12 protein-coding genes and 1 tRNA gene are annotated in these 19,345 nt (G+C 58.6%); 8 read left to right on the top strand and 5 right to left on the bottom strand.

Translation table 11 applies throughout. From position 1 onward, the window contains the following. Window positions 1-3,615, top strand: coding sequence for a transporter substrate-binding domain-containing protein (locus EXW71_RS27555; RefSeq protein ID WP_134660703.1), 3,615 nt, complete (start codon window positions 1-3; stop codon window positions 3,613-3,615). A 134-nt stretch (window positions 3,616-3,749) separates the two neighbouring features. Continuing rightward, window positions 3,750-4,172 (top strand): chemotaxis protein CheY, encoded by a 423-nt coding sequence (locus EXW71_RS27560; RefSeq protein WP_134660704.1) that lies wholly within the window; start codon window positions 3,750-3,752, stop codon window positions 4,170-4,172. Here EXW71_RS27560 and dkgB read toward each other — a convergent pair. Both dkgB and EXW71_RS27570 read right to left on the bottom strand, forming a co-directional pair. Beyond that, window positions 4,169-4,987, bottom strand: coding sequence for a 2,5-didehydrogluconate reductase DkgB (gene dkgB / locus EXW71_RS27565; RefSeq protein WP_134660705.1), 819 nt, complete (start codon window positions 4,985-4,987; stop codon window positions 4,169-4,171). The two genes, EXW71_RS27560 and dkgB, sit on opposite strands and share 4 nt — an antisense overlap. A gap of 263 nt (window positions 4,988-5,250) precedes the next feature. Then, a complete protein-coding gene (locus tag EXW71_RS27570) occupies window positions 5,251-6,330 on the bottom strand; it encodes a 3-deoxy-7-phosphoheptulonate synthase (protein ID WP_134660706.1) in 1,080 nt (359 codons plus the stop codon). Window positions 6,331-6,934: 604 nt separating this feature from the next. On the opposite strand from EXW71_RS27570, the gene EXW71_RS27575 reads away from it, so the two are divergent. The 6 genes from EXW71_RS27575 to EXW71_RS27600 all read left to right on the top strand — a co-directional run bounded on the left by EXW71_RS27575 (window position 6,935) and on the right by EXW71_RS27600 (window position 11,537). Next, on the top strand, window positions 6,935-7,684 hold the full coding sequence (locus tag EXW71_RS27575) for a carbon-nitrogen hydrolase family protein (RefSeq protein ID WP_134660707.1): 750 nt from the start codon (window positions 6,935-6,937) through the stop codon (window positions 7,682-7,684). Between the two features lie 19 nt (window positions 7,685-7,703). Then, window positions 7,704-8,138, top strand: a complete 435-nt coding sequence (locus EXW71_RS27580; protein ID WP_134660708.1) for a GNAT family N-acetyltransferase — start codon at window positions 7,704-7,706, stop codon at window positions 8,136-8,138. Window positions 8,139-8,341: 203 nt separating this feature from the next. Continuing rightward, window positions 8,342-8,983: a UvrY/SirA/GacA family response regulator transcription factor gene (uvrY, locus tag EXW71_RS27585; RefSeq protein ID WP_003190387.1), complete on the top strand. Its 642-nt coding sequence runs from the start codon at window positions 8,342-8,344 to the stop codon at window positions 8,981-8,983. A gap of 1 nt (window position 8,984) precedes the next feature. Continuing rightward, window positions 8,985-10,808 (top strand): excinuclease ABC subunit UvrC, encoded by a 1,824-nt coding sequence (uvrC, locus tag EXW71_RS27590; protein ID WP_134660709.1) that lies wholly within the window; start codon window positions 8,985-8,987, stop codon window positions 10,806-10,808. Between the two features lie 32 nt (window positions 10,809-10,840). After that, a complete protein-coding gene (gene pgsA, locus EXW71_RS27595; RefSeq protein ID WP_123717694.1) occupies window positions 10,841-11,401 on the top strand; it encodes a CDP-diacylglycerol--glycerol-3-phosphate 3-phosphatidyltransferase in 561 nt (186 codons plus the stop codon). A 60-nt stretch (window positions 11,402-11,461) separates the two neighbouring features. Continuing rightward, window positions 11,462-11,537: transfer RNA gene (locus EXW71_RS27600), tRNA-Gly, on the top strand. 593 nt (window positions 11,538-12,130) lie between these two features. On the opposite strand, the gene EXW71_RS27610 is transcribed toward EXW71_RS27600, so the two are convergent. The 3 genes from EXW71_RS27610 to EXW71_RS27620 form a co-directional block, all read right to left on the bottom strand. Continuing rightward, window positions 12,131-12,376, bottom strand: a complete 246-nt coding sequence (locus EXW71_RS27610) for a phosphopantetheine-binding protein (RefSeq protein ID WP_134660710.1) — start codon at window positions 12,374-12,376, stop codon at window positions 12,131-12,133. 34 nt (window positions 12,377-12,410) lie between these two features. Then, window positions 12,411-13,460, bottom strand: coding sequence for a MupA/Atu3671 family FMN-dependent luciferase-like monooxygenase (locus EXW71_RS27615; protein WP_134660711.1), 1,050 nt, complete (start codon window positions 13,458-13,460; stop codon window positions 12,411-12,413). 76 nt (window positions 13,461-13,536) lie between these two features. Continuing rightward, window positions 13,537-19,155: a non-ribosomal peptide synthetase gene (locus tag EXW71_RS27620; RefSeq protein WP_134660712.1), complete on the bottom strand. Its 5,619-nt coding sequence runs from the start codon at window positions 19,153-19,155 to the stop codon at window positions 13,537-13,539. Window positions 19,156-19,345 lie beyond the last annotated feature (190 nt).

Below are 19,345 nucleotides of genomic sequence, written 5' to 3' on the forward strand. Positions count from 1 at the left end.
ATGACCACCACCACGTTCACGAGGTTCGCCGCGATCTGGCTGGTGAGCCTGTTGCCCCTGTGCGCGGTCGCTCTCGATGAACCGCGCACGCTGCGGCTGTTGGGGCACTCGCACGTGGAGCACGTCAACGTGGTGTTGGATGAGGCGCAATGGCGCTGGCTGCGCGAGCGGCGAACCCTGGTGATGGGGGTGTCCGCCCCCGATTACGCGCCTTTTGACTTGACCAATAACAACGACGAACTTGAAGGGATCACACCCGATTATGCCGCCCTGATCGGGCAGCTCCTGAATGTCCTCATCGAGGTACGGCGCTACGACACCCGTGACGAAGTCATTGCGGCCCTCAAGCAAGGCGCCGTGGATTTCCTCGGCTCAGCCAATGGCTTTGAAGCGGCCGACCCGCAACTGCGCCTTTCCCGTTCCTACGCCAATGATCAACCCACACTGGTGACTCGCACCAGTGACAGCCAGGCGCTGAGTGATGACCTGGCCGGCAAGCGCGTGGCGATGCTCTATCACTATATGCCGCCCGCTGCGGTGCAGGCCTTCTACCCGCGTGCCCAGTTGGTGCTGTTTCCCTCAACCGTTGAAGCCATCGGCGCCGTGGCCTTTGGTAACGCCGATGTGTACCTGGGCGATGCCGTCAGCAGCAGTTACCTGATCAACCACAACCATATGAATAACGTACGGATGGCGGATTTCTCCGGGCTGGAAGTCAACCCATTTGCCTTTGCCGTCAGCCGTGAAAATACCCGGTTGCTGCCTATTCTGGACGCAGCACTGGCGGTGATTCCGGCGAGCGAGCAGATGGAAATCCTGCGCCGCTGGAGCGTCGGCAACCTGGGGATTGTCGGTACCGGCCGGCTGCAGTTGAGTGCCAGTGAACAACGCTGGTTGCACAAACATCCGCGGGTCAAGGTGGCGACGCTCGACAAATTCGTGCCGTTGTCGTTTTTCGATGAGCAAGGGCAATTCGAAGGGTTGAGTGCCGAAGTCTTGTCGCGTATCAGCTTGCGTACCGGCTTGAAATTCGATGTGGTGCCGGGCAGCTCAATGCCGCAACAGATCGATCAGGTCAGTATGGGCGCGGCGGATATGCTGGCGGTGGTGACCCCCAGCGTCGAGCGTGCCGAGAAGCTACGGTTTACCCGGCCTTACCTCACCAACCCCTTTGTGCTGGTTACCCGTAGCGATGAGCGTAGCCCTGTCACCCTGGAAGAGATGGTGGGCAAGCGCTTGGCGCTGATCCCGGGCAATGGCCTGCGGGATGCGATGACCCAGAACTTCCCGGGGATTGTGTTCGTCGACGTTGAGAACCCGGAGCAAGCCATGGCATGGGTGGCCAAGGGTGACGTAGACGGCGCGGTCAATTCGCTGATCAGCGCGCGCTACCTGATCGCGCGGTATTACCGCGACCGCTTGCGTATCTCCAGCACGGTCGGCTCCGAGCCTGCTCGCGTCACGTTTGGCGTCAATCGCAGTCAGTTGGAGTTGTACTCGATCCTCGACAAGGCGTTGCTCAGCATCCCGCCCCAGGAGATGGATGAATTGATCGGTCACTGGCGCAGGGAAATCCTCATCGAGGACAGTTATTGGCTGCGCCACCGCAATGCGATCATTCAGGCGTTCGGGTTGGCCGCAGTGTTGCTGGCGGTCACGCTGGGGTGGGTTATCTATCTGCGTAGCCTGATTCGCAAACGTTTCCAGGCCGAGCGGGCGTTGAGCGATCAGATCAGCTTCATGAACGTCTTGATCGACGGCACGCCGCACCCGATTTATGTGCGTGACCGGCAAGGGCGGTTGATGGCCTGCAACAACGCTTACCTGGACGTGTTTGGTTTCAAGCTCCAAGACGTGATCGGCAAGACCGTGGTGGAAACCGACACCGGCAACCTTCCGCAGGCCCAGTCTTTTCATGAAGATTACTTGCGGTTGATGGCCGACGGCGAGCCACAGATCCATGACCGCATACTCAAGGTGCCCACGGGTGAGGTGCTGACTATTTACCAGTGGATGCTGCCGTACCGCGACGGTGATGAGAAGGTGGTCGGTATGATCGCCGGCTGGGTGGATGTGAGCGAGCGTCAACGGCTGCTGGGCCAGTTGCAGGAAGCCAAGGACGATGCCGATGCCGCCAACCGGGCCAAGACCACTTTTTTGGCGACGATGAGCCACGAAATCCGCACGCCGATGAACGCGGTGATCGGCATGATCGAGCTTGCCCTGAAAAATGCCGAGCAGGGCCGGGCCGACCGCGATGCGCTGGAAGTGGCCTCGGTGGCCTCGCGCGGCATGTTGGAGTTGATCGGCGATATTCTCGATATCGCACGGATCGAGTCCGGGCATTTATCACTGGCGTTGCAGCCGGCCAGTCTGCATGAGTTGTTGGCATCGGTGGTGCGCGTGTTTGAGGGGCTGGCGCGAGCCAAGGCGCTGGTGCTGCAGGTTGAACTGGACGCGCTGAAGGGGCACAGCGTGATGGTTGACCCGTTGCGCTTCAAACAGGTGATCTCCAATTTGCTCAGCAATGCGATCAAGTTCACCGCACAGGGCCAGGTAACGCTCGGTGCCCAGGCGGTAGCTGAGGGGGAGCATTTAAGGCTGCAGTTATGGGTGCAGGACACGGGTGTCGGCATCAGTGCCGTGGATCAACAACGGTTGTTCAACCCTTTCGTCCAGGGCGGCAACAGTGAGCACTCCGCCCGCAGCGGGTCTGGACTGGGGTTGGTCATCAGTCGCAGCCTGTGCGAAATGATGGGCGGACAGTTGCACCTGAGCAGCGTGCTGGGGCAGGGCACTCGTGTGGATGTGATGTTGACGCTGGCCAGCACTGTTGCATTGCCGGCCCAGGCTGTACCGCTGGATCCGCAGACTCCGCCGGCCCGAGCACTGAGCATTCTGGTGGTGGACGACTACCTGGCCAACCGCCTGCTGCTGGCCCGGCAGTTGATCTTCCTGGGGCATCGAATCACCACGGCCGAAGATGGGGTCAAAGGCTTTGAACAGTGGCAGGCCGGGCACTTCGACGGGGTCATCACTGATTGCAATATGCCGCTCAAGAACGGCTATCAGTTGGCACAGGACATTCGTGCACAGGAGCGCGCGCAGGGCTTGGCCCCATGCCTGCTGCTGGGATTCACCGCCAATGCCCAACCCGAAGAAACCGAGCGCTGTCGGCAGGCAGGCATGGATGGGTGTCTGTTCAAGCCCACGGGGCTTGAGGATCTACGCACCGCGTTGGCGTCGCGCACTGCCGGCCTTTCTGCGCCAGAGGTGGCAGCGTTTGATTTGAGTACCCTGGCCGCATTGACGGGCGGCGATCCACGGGTCCTTGAAGAGCTGCTGATACCGTTGCTCGACAGTCTGGAGGCTGATCGCGCGCTGTTGGCGTCGCTGCAACGCAACGCCGACTTCGCCGGGTTGCACGACCTGGCCCATCGTGCCAAGGGCGGGGCGCGGATGGTCAAGGCGCATGCGGTGATTCGTGCTTGTGAAGCGTTGGGGGCGGTGTGTGAGCAGCGTGACCGTGAAGCGCTGGAGCCGGCGCTCAAGGATCTGGATGACGCGATCGATGATTTGCAGCGTGGCTTGAGTGCGTATTGCAAGCGGCCTTGACTGCAGTTGATCGTCATTCGGTGGATTTGGGATAACTCCTACGTGAAGTAGGAACATGCCTGATTTTGTCGTCGAGTTATGTCTGGAAAATGGGCGGCACTCACTGACGAGTACTGCCAGCCCAGGGGCTTGCCATGCCAAACAAAGCACTGACCATCCTGATTGCCGATGAACAGCACCTGCAACGGTTGTACATCGAAAAAATGCTCAACCAGTTGGGGTATCACCGGATCGTGCCGGTGCAAACCTTCGAAGAGGTCCAGATTCTAACGGCCATCCCGGCCGAACCCTTCGATGTGCTGATCATCAATGCCGGCTTGGCGGCCTGTGCCGACGGGCCGAACCCACAGGTCCGCCATGTACTGGTCTACGACCAGCTCGACATGGGTTCATTCGCCGGTGCAACGCCGGCGGTGCTGGTTCGCCTGCCGGGTGCGCCGGACAACGTCAACCTCGAACACTTCATGGACATCATCGATCCACCCGCGTCCCCCCAGGGGCTGCGGGTGTTGCCGTGGCTGCGAGAGTTATCCCGCCGTCCTGTGGCCGGGGTCTAGTCCCACTTCGGTGCGATGCCTTTGGGGCTGGTCAGGCGGTGACCGCGTTCGAGGCCGGCAATCTGAGCCATATCGGCAGCGCTCAAGGTCAGTTGCATGGCCTTGAGATTGCTTGCCAGGTTGGCACGCTGGGTCGATGACGGGATCACCGCGTAGCCCAGCTGCATGGCCCAGGCCAGGGCGACTTGCGCCGGGGTGGCCTGATGGCGTTCGGCAATCTGTTGGATCACCGGGTCGTTCAACACTTCGCCGTAGGCCAGGGTCATGTACGACGTGATCTGGATGCCATGGGCGCTGGCGAACTCCACCACCTTGCGGTTTTGCAGGTAGGGATGCAGTTCGATCTGGTTGGTGGCGATGTTCTCGGCGCCCACTGCGGCAATAGCCTGCTTCATCAGGTCGATGGTGAAGTTGGAGATGCCGATCTGACGTGTCAGGCCCAGGCGCTTGGCTTCCAGCAACTGCCCCATGAATTGGGCAACGGGCACCTGGTTTTCCGGCGATGGCCAATGGATCAGCGTCAGGTCCAGGTAGTCGGTCTGCAGTTTGCGCAGGCTTTCCTTGAGGCTCGGGATCAACTGGCCTTCAGCGAAATTGGCGATCCAGATCTTGCTGGTGATGAACAGCTCTTCACGCAGTACGCCACTGTCGGCAATAGCCTGGCCGACTTGCGCTTCGTTCTCGTAGATCTGCGCGGTGTCGATGGCGCGGTAACCCAGTTCCAGGCCCGTGCTGACGGAGTCGATGACCACTTGGCCTTGCAGGCGGAAAGTGCCGAGGCCGAAGGCCGGAACATGTTGTGTGGGAATAGACATCGGTAGCTCCTGAAGGGTGATAAGCAACGACGTCGAGTATCCGCCCGTCGTCCCTTCGGAAACACCGCTCGATCCGAAAAGGACTCTTGACTGCAAATCACGAATCGCCGCGTCAGCCGACTCCAGGCGTTGGCGTTAATGTCGGTAGTTAGGACTTGCTGTAGGAGCGAGCTTGCTCGCGAAAATCTCACCGGCGACACGTTCTTTCAGGCAACACGCGTTATCGTTGGCGTTTTTCGCGAGCAAGCACGCTCCAGCAGGCGTCAGCTGGCTTTGCGGTGCAGGCGCAAACGTTCGGCGGCGCTGCGCAATAACTGCTCGGTGCCGCCCCAGCCCAGGCAACCATCAGTCACCGACACGCCGTATTTCATGGCCGGGCTCAGCGGTTGGCAGCCTTCGAACAAGTGGCTTTCGAGCATCATGCCGATCAGCGCTGTATCGCCTTGCAAGCGCTGCTCCAGCACTTCGTTGAATACGGCCGGTTGACGCAGCGGGTCTTTGCCGCTGTTGGCGTGGCTGCAGTCAACCATGATGCGCGCCGCCACCTTGGATTTGGCCAGGTCGTGCTTCACCTGCGCCACACTTTGAGCATCGTAGTTCGGCCCACGGTGACCGCCGCGCAGCACCAGGTGCGTGTCAGGGTTGCCGGGTGTCTGGATAATCGCTGGATGGCCCTGGCTGTCGACGCCGAAGTGGCGGTGTGGGTGAGAAGCCGAGCGCATCGCATCACAGGCAATCGCAACGCCGCCATCGGTGCCATTCTTGAAACCCACGGGCATGCCCAGGCCGCTGGCCATTTCCCTGTGAATCTGTGATTCGGTGGTACGTGCGCCAATCGCGACCCAACTGAGCAGGTCATCGAAGTAGCCCGCAGCCATCGGCTGCAGCAGCTCGGTGGCGACCGGCAGGCCCAGGCGCAGCATTTCGCGCATCAGCTCGCGGGACAGGGTCAGCCCGGCAGCCATGTCATCGCTGCCATCCAGGTGCGGGTCGTAGGCCAGGCCTTTCCAGCCGATGGTGGTGCGCGGCTTTTCGACGTAGGCGCGGATCACCAGCAGCATCTGGTCGCTGACTTCCAGGGCCAGCTTCTTCAGATTGCGCGCGTATTCCATGGCCGATTCCGGGTCGTGGATCGAGCATGGGCCGACAATCACCAACAGGCGTGAGTCGTCGCCATTGAGAATGGCGCGCACGGCTTGGCGATGTGCGTGGACCTGTTCATTGAGGAACGGGCTGAGGGGCAACTGGTGTTTTAAATCAAGGGAGCTGGGCAGGCGCTGAGTCAGGGCTTCATTGGCGCTGTTGAGGTTCGAAACGGGCAGAGCGGCGACGGAGGAGTTCATATTCAAGGCTTCCTGGGCAAGCGGCGGGCTGTTCCCGCGCGCTGTGCCCTACTGGGGTGTTCGACAATTGGCCGTATTGGCTACGTGTGTTGGCTTGCCACCAATAGGTGACCGATCGGAGGCGGCAGGCTGTCCCGAGCGGAGCTTGCTAAATCGCCATGCGGTGGAGATGTCGTAGCGGTAATAGGTGGCGTAGTTCATGTCGTGATTCCTTTAAGTGTTCCAGAAAAGGGTGGGGCCTGAAAAAACAAAACCCCCGGTCGGGGAGCCGACCGGGGGTTAGATTTCTCTGGCAGGCGACCCCTTGAGTAGTGGGCGCCGATTTCAGGTATCAGGCGCGCCAGTGGCTAAACCAATACCCAAAATAAAAACTGACAGCTGCGCTCGAACCGCTCAAACGGGCAGCCGACACCGAGCGCTGGGCGCTGGCGGCAGGGCAAACCTGAGTGTGGGTGAGTTGCAACATGGTCTGTCTCCAAAAGATGGAGGGAGCTTACTAGAGGCGTACGGGTGGATTCAATCAGTAATTTCTATGGCGTGGGGGTAGTCACGGCTATGGGGCGCGATATGCTGATGGAACCTCGATGACTGCCCGGACGCAACCATGACTGCCTTGACGCTTGCTGCTGCTCAATCCATTTCGATTGCGGGCGATGTACCGGCCAATATCGAACGGCACTTGGCGTTCATGCAGGCGGCAGCCGAGCGGGGCGTGCAATGGCTGATATTTCCGGAGCTGTCGTTGACCGGTTATGAGCCGTCGTTGGCGGCAGCATTGGCGATTGACCCGCAGGACAGTGTGTTGGCACCGCTGCGTGACAAGGCCCGTGAACTGCGGTTGACGGTGGTAGTCGGGATGCCGATCTGGCTGGCACCGCAAGCGGGCGTGTTGATTGGTGCACTGGTGTTGGCGGCAGAGGGCTCATTGACGGTCTACACCAAGCAGCATTTGCATCCTGGCGAAGAGGTGGCGTTTGTTGAGGGGCAGGGTGGCGGGGTGTTTGAGTGTGGAGCTGAGCGGATTGCGTTGGCGGTGTGCGCGGATTTTTCCCACGCCAGCCATCCGCGCCACGCGGCGCATGCCGGCGCCAGTGTGTACGCCGCCGGCGTGTTGATCAGCGAAGGTGGCTACGCAACGGACAGTGCCTTGCTCCAGGGCTATGCTGTTGAACATGGCCTGCTGGTGTTGATGGCCAACCACGGCGGCCCTTCTGGGGGCTGGGCCTGCGCCGGTCGCAGCGCCATTTGGGACGCCGAAGGGTGCCTGGTGGCTGCGGCGCCAGGCGTTGGCGATGCACTTGTGGTTGCCCAGCGCACCGACGGCGGCTGGAGCGGCTACGCAGTAGGTCTTTGAGTTGAAGGAGTGCGACCCTATGGGGTTTCACCTGCGCGAAGCGACATCTCACGACTGCTCGTTCGCCCGAACCCTGACCTATGAGGCGATGAACCACTATTACCTGCAGTACGGTTTATCGTGGTCGGATAATGGCTTTGATACAGCCTGGGCGTGTCGAGAAAATTGGCTGGTTTGCCGAGACGAGCATGTCATCGGCTTCATCAGCCTGAGTCGCGACAGCACGGCGCTGTACATCCGCGAACTGCATATGCTCGCCGTTTCGCGTGGGCAAGGTGCTGGAGGTTGGGTGTTGGAGCAGATGACCCTGAAGGCACAGGAGCCGGGTTTACTGCGATTGACCGTGTTCAAGACAAATCCGGCCAGGCGGCTCTATCAGCGCATGGGGTTGAGCATTGTCGGTGACGAAGGCTGTTTTTGGCTTATGGAACGGGTCTGCCGGTTGCCTCGTTGATCGCACCTCTTGCCTGGGTGGCAAAACCACGCCGCACCCCCGGAAATCCTGACCATTTACCCAGCAAACTGCGCCATTTGTCTCGCACTAGACAGCGGCTATGTAGCCAAACTCTATATATATGACGCTTGCAGCTAGGTCTGCGCCTTGGTTTTTTGCTAAGGTGTTCAGCAACCTATAAGACCATATCGCGAGGTGTCTGCTTGATTAGGGTGCTAGTAGTCGATGACCATGATCTCGTTCGTACAGGCATTACACGAATGCTGGCTGACATCGATGGCCTGCAAGTAGTCGGCCAGGCCGAATCAGGGGAGGAATCCCTGATCAAGGCTCGGGAGTTGAAACCCGATGTGGTTTTGATGGACGTCAAGATGCCCGGGATCGGCGGTCTTGGTGCCACAACCAAATTGTTGCGCAGCCATCCGGACATCAAAGTCGTGGTGGTGACCGTGTGCGAGGAAGACCCGTTTCCAACACGCCTGCTTCAAGCAGGGGCGGCGGGTTACCTGACCAAGGGCGCGGGCCTGGCGGAGATGGTGCAAGCCATTCGCCTGGTGTTTGCCGGCCAGCGCTATATCAGCCCGCAGATTGCCCAGCAGTTGGCGATCAAATCATTCCAGCCCACCAGTGATTCGCCGTTTGACGCCCTGTCGGAGCGGGAAATCCAGATCGCCTTGATGATCGTGGGTTGCCAGAAGGTGCAGACCATCTCCGATAAGTTGTGCCTGTCGCCCAAGACCGTCAACACCTACCGCTATCGTATCTTCGAGAAGCTTGCCATCAGCAGTGATGTTGAATTGACCTTGCTCGCGGTGCGCCACGGCATGGTGGACGCCAGCGCCTGACATGACCACACCGTTTGATCCGAGCGCCTTTCTCTCGACCTGTAGTGGCCGCCCCGGCGTCTACCGCATGTTCGACAGCGAGGCACGACTGCTTTACGTCGGCAAAGCCAAGAACCTGAAGAACCGTCTGGCGAGCTACTTTCGCAAGACCGGTCTCGCGCCGAAAACCGCTGCCCTGGTAGCGCGTATTGCCCAGGTCGAAACCACCATCACCGCCAACGAGACTGAAGCGCTGCTGCTTGAGCAGACGCTGATCAAGGAATGGCGCCCGCCCTATAACATCCTGCTGCGTGACGATAAATCCTATCCCTACGTGTTTTTATCTGACGGCGCCTTCCCACGCCTGAGTATTCACCGGGGTGCGAAGAAGCAGAAGGGCAAGTATTTCGGCCCGTACCCCAGCGCCGGCGCTATTCGTGAAAGCCTGAGCTTGCTGCAAAAGACCTTTTTTGTGCGTCAGTGCGAAGACAGTTTTTACAAGAACCGTACGCGGCCTTGCCTGCAATATCAGATCAAACGCTGCAAGGCACCCTGCGTGGGCCTGGTTGAGCCGCAGGAGTATGCCGAGGATGTTCGCCATTCCGTCATGTTCCTTGAAGGGCGCAGTAATGCACTCACCGATGAACTCTCGGTTTCCATGGAGCAAGCCGCCAGTACCCTGGATTTCGAACGCGCCGCCGAGCTGCGTGATCAGATCTCTCTGCTGCGTCGCGTCCAGGACCAGCAAAGCATGGAAGGCGGCAGCGGCGATGTCGATGTGATCGCCGCTTTCGTCAACCCGGGCGGTGCTTGTGTGCACCTCATCAGCGTGCGCGGCGGGCGGGTACTGGGCAGCAAGAACTTCTTCCCGCAGACCGGCATCGACGAAGACGTCGCCGAAGTCATGGCCGCGTTCCTGGGGCAATACTATGTCAGCAGTCCGGAGCGCGACCTGCCGGCGGAACTGATCGTCAACGTAGTGCATGAGGACTTTCCCACGCTGATTGAAGCCATCCACGAACTGCGCGGCCGTGAGCTGGACATCAGCCATCGCGTACGCGGCACCCGTGCGCGATGGCAGCAATTGGCCGTCACCAATGCCGAACAGGCCCTGGGCGCACGTCTGGCCAATCGTCAGCACGTTGCCGCACGCTTTGAGGCCCTGGCCGAAGTCCTCAACCTGGACGAGCCACCGCAGCGCCTGGAGTGCTACGACATCAGCCACTCCAGCGGTGAGGCCACCGTGGCCTCCTGCGTGGTATTCGGGCCGGAAGGGCCGATCAAGTCCGATTACCGACGCTACAACATCGAAGGCGTCACCGCCGGCGATGACTACGCCGCCATGCACCAGGCGCTGACACGACGCTTCAGTAAATTGAAGGACGGCGAGGGCAAGCTGCCGGATATCCTGCTGGTGGACGGCGGCAAGGGCCAATTGTCCATGGCGCGTGACGTGCTCAACGAACTGGCGGTGCCCGACCTGATCTTGCTCGGCGTGGCCAAGGGTGCGACGCGAAAGGCCGGTTTTGAAACGTTGTACTTGAATGATGCCGCCCATGAGTTCACTTTGAAGGGCGACTCACCTGCACTGCACCTGATTCAACAGATTCGCGACGAGGCCCACCGTTTCGCCATTACCGGTCACCGTGCCCGGCGCGGCAAAACCCGGCGAACCTCAACCCTGGAAGGGGTGGCGGGGGTTGGCCCGACGCGGCGTCGCGACCTGCTCAAACATTTTGGTGGCTTGCAGGAGCTATCCCGTGCCAGCATTGACGAAATAGCTAAAGCACCCGGTATCAGTAAAAAGCTCGCTGAGTTGATTTATGCCAATCTGCATAGCGAATAGAATGCCTTCTCACCTCGTAGCCAGTTGTGCCGATGAATATCCCTAATCTGATCACCGTTCTACGCGTCCTGCTTATTCCGATTTTTATTTTGCTGTTCTATTTACCTTACGAATGGAGCTATGCGGCCTCCAGTTCGGTGTTTGCTTTTGCTGCCGCCACCGACTGGCTCGATGGTTACCTGGCCCGCCGCCTGGAGCAGAGCACGCCGTTTGGCGCGTTCCTCGACCCTGTGGCAGACAAGCTGATGGTCGCTGTCGCCCTGGTCCTGCTGGTGCAGGAGCACGGCAACCTGTGGCTGACCTTGCCGGCCGCGGTGATCATCGGCCGCGAGATCGTCGTCTCGGCCCTGCGCGAATGGATGGCCGAAATCGGCGCCCGTGCCCACGTCGCCGTGTCGAACATGGGGAAATGGAAAACCGCTGCGCAAATGCTCGCCCTGGTGATCCTGCTGGCCAACCCTTCGGACTTTTCGTTCTGGGTGTTCATTGGCTACGCTTTGCTGCTGATTGCGGCCGGCCTGACCCTGTGGTCCATGCTCCAATACCTGCGTGCTGCCTGGCCTCATCTGCGCACCACCGTTGAAAAGAAATAAAACTTTTTTGAATCAAGAGGTTGACGGGTTCTGATAAATCTATAGAATGCGCAACACCAAGCGGGAATAGCTCAGTTGGTAGAGCACGACCTTGCCAAGGTCGGGGTCGCGAGTTCGAGTCTCGTTTCCCGCTCCAATTATTTTTCTATAGACTTCCATTGGAGTATGTAGAAATCAAAAAAAGAGGCTTCGGCCTCTTTTTTAGTTCCATTAAAGTCTACTCTGATACATCGATAGCCACGATTTTTTAGTACATTTTTTAGTACATCAATTCGACGCTTGGTAAATCAGTTTTTAGAGATGCTTGGCACTCTGAAAACCGTACAACATTCCTTCATTCGCATGAAATGGAGTTAGTACAATGGTCCTTACCAACACGGCGGTCCGACACGCCAAACCTCGCACCAAAAACTACACCCTTCCTGACTTTGATGGGCTCGCGCTTTTCGTGCTTCCGTTATTCTTGGGCGGGCGGGCAACGTCGGATTTCGCTCGGTACCTATCCTGAGACAGCCTACGAGATGCTGGCGCTCTGCGTGATGTTGCCAGGCGGTCGTTGATTGCTCGAGAGCACGATGTTAATACCGGTATGGTTTTGCGCTGGCAACAGCATTACCAAGACAGGGCCTTTGGCCCGGTTAGTCAGGGTGCCCTGCCGATCTCCATCCAATTCCGCCTCGCCCGAGCAGGTAGACGTAGTTCTGCGCTCGGAGCGAGGGAAAGTATAGGTTAGGCTGCCAAGTACTGTTCTGATACTGCAACCGCGCAGGTGGATGCGGTTGTAAATACAAAGATCACCATTGGGTCCACCTCTTGGTCAATAATCTGGGAGATTTGAAATCCGGCTTCCACCGCCAGTAATGAATCGCCGCCGGAGTTAAAGAAATCGTCGTCTGCGGTCAGTGATGGCACTTGAGTTACTGAGCGAAAGATTTCTAATATTTTGTCTTCCAGGATCTGGATCTCGATGGTCATAACCACTTCCTTTGGTTGGTATCACGAAGTTTCGTTACAAATGGTCCATGTGGGCAACGGGTTGCTCTAACTCGGACATGTACTTTCGCAAGATGCTCAGTTGGTCAAGGCCTTCCATGACGCTTTCGTGCTTGAGGCCGAAGTCGATAAGACAGGCAATTTCATCAACACCCGCCGAATGGCAAAGATCAACCACTTGTCTTGCATAGTTCAAATCACCGATCAGTCCCGCCTCACATAAGTATCGCTGCGCGCTGTCCTTTATTTGAGCACGCACCGTTTCATGGGTTTCAGGGGCCACCCGTTGGCTGGTGCCTGCCCGATAGGGCGTCAAGGAGCCGATTAGGTAGTCTTCCAGCGCAGTTTGAGCGTCCCGCAGCGCCTGTTCACGGCTAGGTGCCAGGTAGGTATGAAGCATCAAAGTGACGTGTCCACGCCAGGCACTGCCGGTTTGCGCCAGTGCCGTACGATAGGCGCTGATTTTTTCCGCCAACTCGGGAATGTCCTGCTTGACCAGATGGGTCAAGACACTTGCTTGGGCGCGACCGGCTTCTTCAAAGGTGTCCAGAGTGCCCGACGACGAGATCCACAGTTGGAGAGGTGCGACAGGAGGAGGGAAGGTCGCGACCTTCGAAGCCCCCTCCCCAAAGGGCTGGCCCGACCATAGGTTTCTGAGCGTCTGCACGGTTTCAAATGTTGAATCGCGTCTGTGTTCATAAGCCCCGGGAGCCAGCACGAAGTCGCGAGGATTCCAGCCGGAAGCCAGCGAAATACCCACTCTGCCGTTCGACAGATTGTCGACGACGGACCATTCCTCGACCAAGCGCAAGGGGTGATGCAAAGGCACGACGACACTACCGGCGCGGATATGTACCCGCTCAGTCACCATGGCTACCGCCGCACCGAGTACCGCCGGGTTCGGGTAAAGCCCCCCCACGGGGTGAAAGTGCCGTTCTGGTATCCACACGGCGGCGAAGCCATGGGCGTCAGCGTAGCGAGCTCCATCCAGTAACAATTGATAGGTATTGCCGGTGGATTTTTTTCCGGTTGCCGCATCCGCAAAGTAAAACAGGCTGAGTTGCATGTTCAGGTCATCCTTAACGTGTTATGAGCAGCGAAATTTCAACGGGATTGCCCAGCGTTCGAGTGGTCGGTGAACGTCAACGAGCACCGCCTGCGGGCGGGAAAAATCCCTGCTCCACCCCATGGGCCACGAAGTCTGCAATCCATGATTTCGTCGGCTTGAAGTACTGGAAGCCCAATTTTTCGAGCCAGGCGTCAGTCACGGCATGCTTGAGCGCAACCGGGCGACCAGCGCCTCGGTAGGTCATCGGCAGAATCCGGCCGACGTCTTCAACCCGTGCCTTGTCGCGCCCCAATATCGGCAGCGTCTCCTCGAATTCCTGTGCTGATACCAGATCGATGTCGTACCCCAGCTCATTGAGGGTCTGGATGAACTCACCATAGGGCAGTGCGTTGGGGGTCTGGATATGGAATGTGCGACCTGCTGCCAGAGGCTGGCCGCCGAGCAGCAGAACCGCCTGGGCCATGGTGTCGGCCGGTATGAGTTGAATACGTCGCTCCGTCCAGTCGGCGGCAACGCCCAGGCCCATGACGGCGCGTACGTAGCGGCTGAAAAAGTGTGCATCGATATTTCGCTGGAATTTGCCGCTCACGGAGTTAGGTGAAACCGTGCCCACTCTGAAGACGGTCGCGTAGTCGCCTGATTTATTGAAGTCGGCGATCAAATGCTCCGCGAAAATCTTGCTGGCCGAATAGGCTTCGGTCGGTGTTTGCCCGACTTCAAGCTGATACTCGTTGATGGACCTCGCCACGCCATCCAGGCTCCGTCCCGCCACGCCGATAGTCGAAACGTGGCACAGGTTGGGCTTGGCGAGCTGTGAGCACAGCTCGATCACGCGCTCTGTGCCATCGGTGTTGACGGCAAAGAAGTCGCGCTCCAAGCCAACATGACGCACGTCCGCCGCCGCGTGTATCACTCTGTCGCACGTCGCTGTCAGTACCGAGCGTGCCTCGTCGCCAAGCCCCAGGTTCCTTTCTCGCAAGTCCCCCCTGATGCACCGTACTCGTCGGGAAAATACCGACGCATCGATCTCGGACTGGGAGAAGTACCAGGCATATTGACTGGCAAGCCGATCCTGGGCGGCCTGGTCATTCTGGCCACGCACCAGGCAAACAATTTCCAGCTGCGGATAGTTGCAAAGAAGCTCATGCAGAATATGGATGCCGAGCATGCCGGTGGCCCCAGTCAACAGCACTTGCCTGCAATGACGCCAGGTGTCGAGGCCAGCATCAATGCGCGTGAAGTCGATTTCGGGCTCGGCGGCAGCGGGCTCCACATGGGTGATGGCTTGCGGTTGCTCGTGGTGAGATTGCACGGTGTCGATCCAGCGGGCCAGCAGCTCCACGGTTCTGTGTTCGAAGACCACCTGAGGCATCAAACTGATGCCGGCCTGCCGCAAGTGAACGGTAATGGAGATCGCCAGTAACGAGGTTCCGCCGACCTCGAAGAAGTCATCGGCGACCGACTCCACTTTATAGGCCAGTACGTCCTGCCAGATTCGTGCGATCAACAGCTCCGAAGGGCTTTTGGGTGGCCGACTGTCGGTGGTGGTGCTGAAGACCGTTGGTATTCTTTTTCTGTCTATTTTTCCGTTGGCGGTGATCGGCAAGGCGTCCAGGACGGTTATCACCGAAGGCAGCATGTAGCTGGGCAGGCGTTTGGAGAGCGCCTCCTTGATGAGGTTGGACAGCTGAACCTTCTTCAGCCGTGCCCCCGGATTGTTACCGTCGGCCGACGGCTCTGACCGGAAGCTGCGCCCGGCAAGCGTGGCGAACAGATTGGCCGGATGCGCCGCTGTTGACAACACCATGTCGTAGTACCCGTCCGGATGATCCGAGCAGTTGAACGAGACGGTATAGCCACACTCGGTAGCAAGTTCACGAAGCGCTTCAGGGATGACACTGTCAGGCAGCGTCGAGGGAGTATCAGTTGAGTAGAGTTCATCGCGCCGGCGCAGATCGTCAATCAGCAGGCCGTGAGGTACACCGGTGAATGCGAAAGCAGCGTTTGTCCGTAAACGTAGATGTTTGGCCAGCTTCTCAAACGTCCAGTTTCCTGCACGCCATTCCTGCCAGTTCAACGCTGGCAAGTCATCGTTGCAAGCGGCCGAGGGTCGACTGAGCGTGACGTCATATCGATACTTGTTCATCTCCGTGGCGTGCCGTCCGCGACGGGGTTCGATGCGCGGCATCAGCCCGGTTTTTTTCGCGTAGTTGTGGAAGAAGCACGGATTGACGTTCAGTTCCGGCTCATCCTGGACAGCCTTTGCAATTCTGGGCAGCAACTCATCGTTCGTCAGTTGCGGCGCCCGAGCAGACTGTACCGAGGCGTGGAACATTTCCAACAGGCAGTAATTCCGGACATCTCCCAGGTAGATCACGCCGTCTGGGGCGAGCCGGCTGAGCAAGGCGTCCAGCACCTCGGTCAAATAGGCCATGTCGGGAAAGTACTGGCTTACCGAGTTGACCACGATGACATCGAACAGGGCCTCAAACTCAGGCAGGTTCCTGGCTTCGGCCACTGACAACTCGATGTTCGTGAGTCTGGACAGCCGGAGTTTCTGGCGCAGCTTGAGAATGACCGAGGTGGAGAAATCTGCGCCAACATAGCGCGCGCAGTGCGGTGCGAGTTCTTGAGCGAGCAATCCCGTGCCGACCCCGATTTCAAGAACATTGGGTGGCGTTGAGCGCTGCTCTGGAAGATAACGCAGGATGTTCTCAACTGTTCCGTCCAACCATTCGTCCATGACTGATGGCGCAATGGGTTGCTGATCGTAGCTGGAGTTCCAGCCGGTAAAGTCCCTCTTTCCGGACGCAGAAATTTCGTGGGTCTGGTCGAAGAGGGTGCGCCAATGCGCGACAACATCGGCGTCGAACGCATTCCGGTCCTGTTCGAGAGGTGCATCCTGTGCTGTCACACAGGCCACGAGCCGGCAATTGCTCCCGGGATCGCCGACTGCCAGCACCACGGCATTGTGAACGCCGGGCAGGCTGGTCAGCACTGCCTCGATTTCGCCTGGCTCAATGCGAAACCCGCGGACTTTCACCTGGCTGTCCAGGCGCCCGCGGAACTCGAAGGTTCGTTGCGCCCTGTTCCAGCGGCCCCGATCACCGCTGCGGTAATACTTGCGTCCACTCAACTCGATGAAGCTGGCGCGGGTTTCTGCCTCACGATTGATGTAGCCGGTGGCCACGCCTCGACCGCCAATCCAGATTTCGCCGGTTACGTCATCGGGCAGCACATTGCCGTGCTCATCTGCGATGACGACTTCAACGCCGTCCAGCGGTTGCCCTATCGGATAACCGGTGACCGGGCGTTGTTTGTCGTACAGATACAACGTGGAAAAAATGGTCGCTTCGGTGGGGCCATACGCGACGAAGACCCTGGCCTTGGGGAAGGCGTGGGACAAGGTGGCCAGCAGGTCGGCAGGTACGATGTCGCCACCGGTGATCACCACTCGAAGCGATTCATGACTGTGTGAGGCGGATTGCGACATGGACGTCAGCAGGTTTTCCATCAGTCCGGGAACGGCCTGAAAGATCGTCGCGGTCTTCAGCAGCTCGTCAATCGCCTGCAGCGAGAAGATTTCCTCCTGGGTCACAATTCGGCTCTGTCCGCCGGCCAGCATGGCGATAAACAGCTCGAAGTAGAAGACATCAAAGGTGCTTGCCGCGAGTACCAGCCCGACATCCGAAGGCGAGCATTCATGCAGCAACTGACAGGCGCGCATCGTATTGACGATATTGCCGTGGGAAACTATGACGCCTTTTGGCCTGCCGGTCGTACCGGAGGTATAAAGGATGTAGCAAGGCGATTCGGGCACAACCGCCGCGTCAATCGCGCGCAGTTGTTCTGGCGTCGGCTGGTCGTGGGCTTTACCGATGACGATACTGGGGATCGTATCGCAGCCTTTGTCTACGCAAGACACAATGATCGCCCGGGCATTGGAGTCCGAGGTAATAAAGGCACGTCGATCGTCGGGATCCGCCGGATTGATCGGGACAAATGCCGCACCCGCTCGCAGGACGGCCAGTGTGGCTACAGCAATATCGACGCTGCGCTCGACACATATTGCGACGGTGTCGCTCTGGCGCACGCCACTTTGCAGTAACTGCACGGCCAGCGCGGCTGACTGGCGGCTGAGTTGGTCAAAGGTCAATAGGCCGTGCTTGTCCGAGACCGCACCGGCGTTCGGTGAGATTTGCGCCGCGTCAAGAAACAATCCATGCAGCCCGCAGTCTGGCCAGACCTGCTCGTCTGGCGTGCCGTTCGTGGAGGACAGCTTGTGGAAGAGGGGGAGTTGGGAGATGTCCTGTTGCGGTGTCTGCACGATGCAATTGAGCAAGCATTCGTAATGGCTGGCCATTTCCCGGATCACCTGCTCGTCGAACAGGTCCAGCGCATAGTTGATCCGCAGGCGCGCGTCTGTCGGGCGCCGCCACAACGTCCATTCCAGGTCGACCCGGGCAACGTCCAGATCGACCTTCAGGAGCTCGGTTCGCGTACCTTGCAACTCAATTTTTCCGGCCTCGACGTTCTGCAGAGTGAAAAGCACCTGAAACAACGGGTTATGACTGAGCGAACGCTCCGGGTTCAGGTCTTCCACCACCTGTTCGAATGGCGTTCGTTGATGCTCCAGCGCGAGCAACGTCGTGTCTCTGAATGCCTTGAGGACGGTAGTGAAGCTGGCCTGTGGAAGAATGCGGGTGCGCAGCACGACCGTATTCACGAATAACCCTAGGACATTCTCCAGCTCCTCGACCGGTCGGTTGGCGACAGGGGTGCCGAAGACAATGTCAGTCTGGCCTGAATACCGATGCAACAGCACCTTAAGTGCGGCGCCCAGGACCATGTAGAGCGAGCTGTCATATTGCTTGGCCAAGGCTTCCAGTGATTGCACCAACTCCTGTGGAAGTGTCAGGTCAATATGATTGCCCCGGAAGTTGGCGATGGCCGGCCGGGGGGTTGCCATTGGCAATTCAATTTGTGCGAGGTCGTGGAGCTGGGTCTTCCAGAATTGCCGGCTGCGGATACCCGCTTCGCTGGCAAGCCAGGCTTTTTCGGCCGCGACGAAGGTACTGAAATCGATATTGCCGGTGGCAGGTAACGCTTGCGAGGCAAGTGCGGCGGCATAAAAGCGTTGCAGGTCTTCATGCAGGATACCCAGCGACCAGCCATCGGCGACGATGTGGTGAATCACCAGGGCCATCAGGCAGGATTCATCGTCAGTGCGGATGACAACGGCCTTGAGCAGGGGGGCGCGGCTCAGGTCAAATGGCTGCCAGATAAAACTATCCAAGCATTGCTCTGCCGATTCGGGATTGTCGATGACGGACACGTCAGCGTCGACGGCGTCATGGACTACCGACTCAGGCTGGCCGTTGTCATTGGCCTGGAAAGAAGTGCGCAAGCTGGGGTGCCTGTTGATCAACGCTTGAAATGCCTGGCGTAATGCATCCAAGTTAACGTGGCCATGCAATTTGGCGATGCTGAAAATATTGTAGGCCGCACTGTTCGGATCCATCAGGTGCAGGAACCACATGCGTTTCTGGCCGTAAGACAGGGCGGATGTATCAATATCGAGTTGCGTGTGCGGCTCAGATGTTTTCTGTGCGCTCTTTATATGCTGGGCGAGAATTCTCTCGGCCGCTGATCTTTGGTCTTTATGTGCATTAGCCTTAGAACAAAAATCCATTCGATATACCATCCATAGTCGAGTAGCTCCTGCGAATTACCATAGAATCTCATTTGCGCTAGGGTCAAGCGCAAAAAATCAATTTCATCAGCCGAGCCGGTAGTGGCGTATCGCCAAGGCTCACCGCAAGCCCCATATTACTTAGCGTTGCGGCTGTAGCAGAGCATAAAAAATAATTGAGGTTATTCGC

The sequence above is a fragment of the Pseudomonas sp. BCA17 genome (assembly GCF_004519405.1).
Classification (GTDB): domain Bacteria; phylum Pseudomonadota; class Gammaproteobacteria; order Pseudomonadales; family Pseudomonadaceae; genus Aquipseudomonas.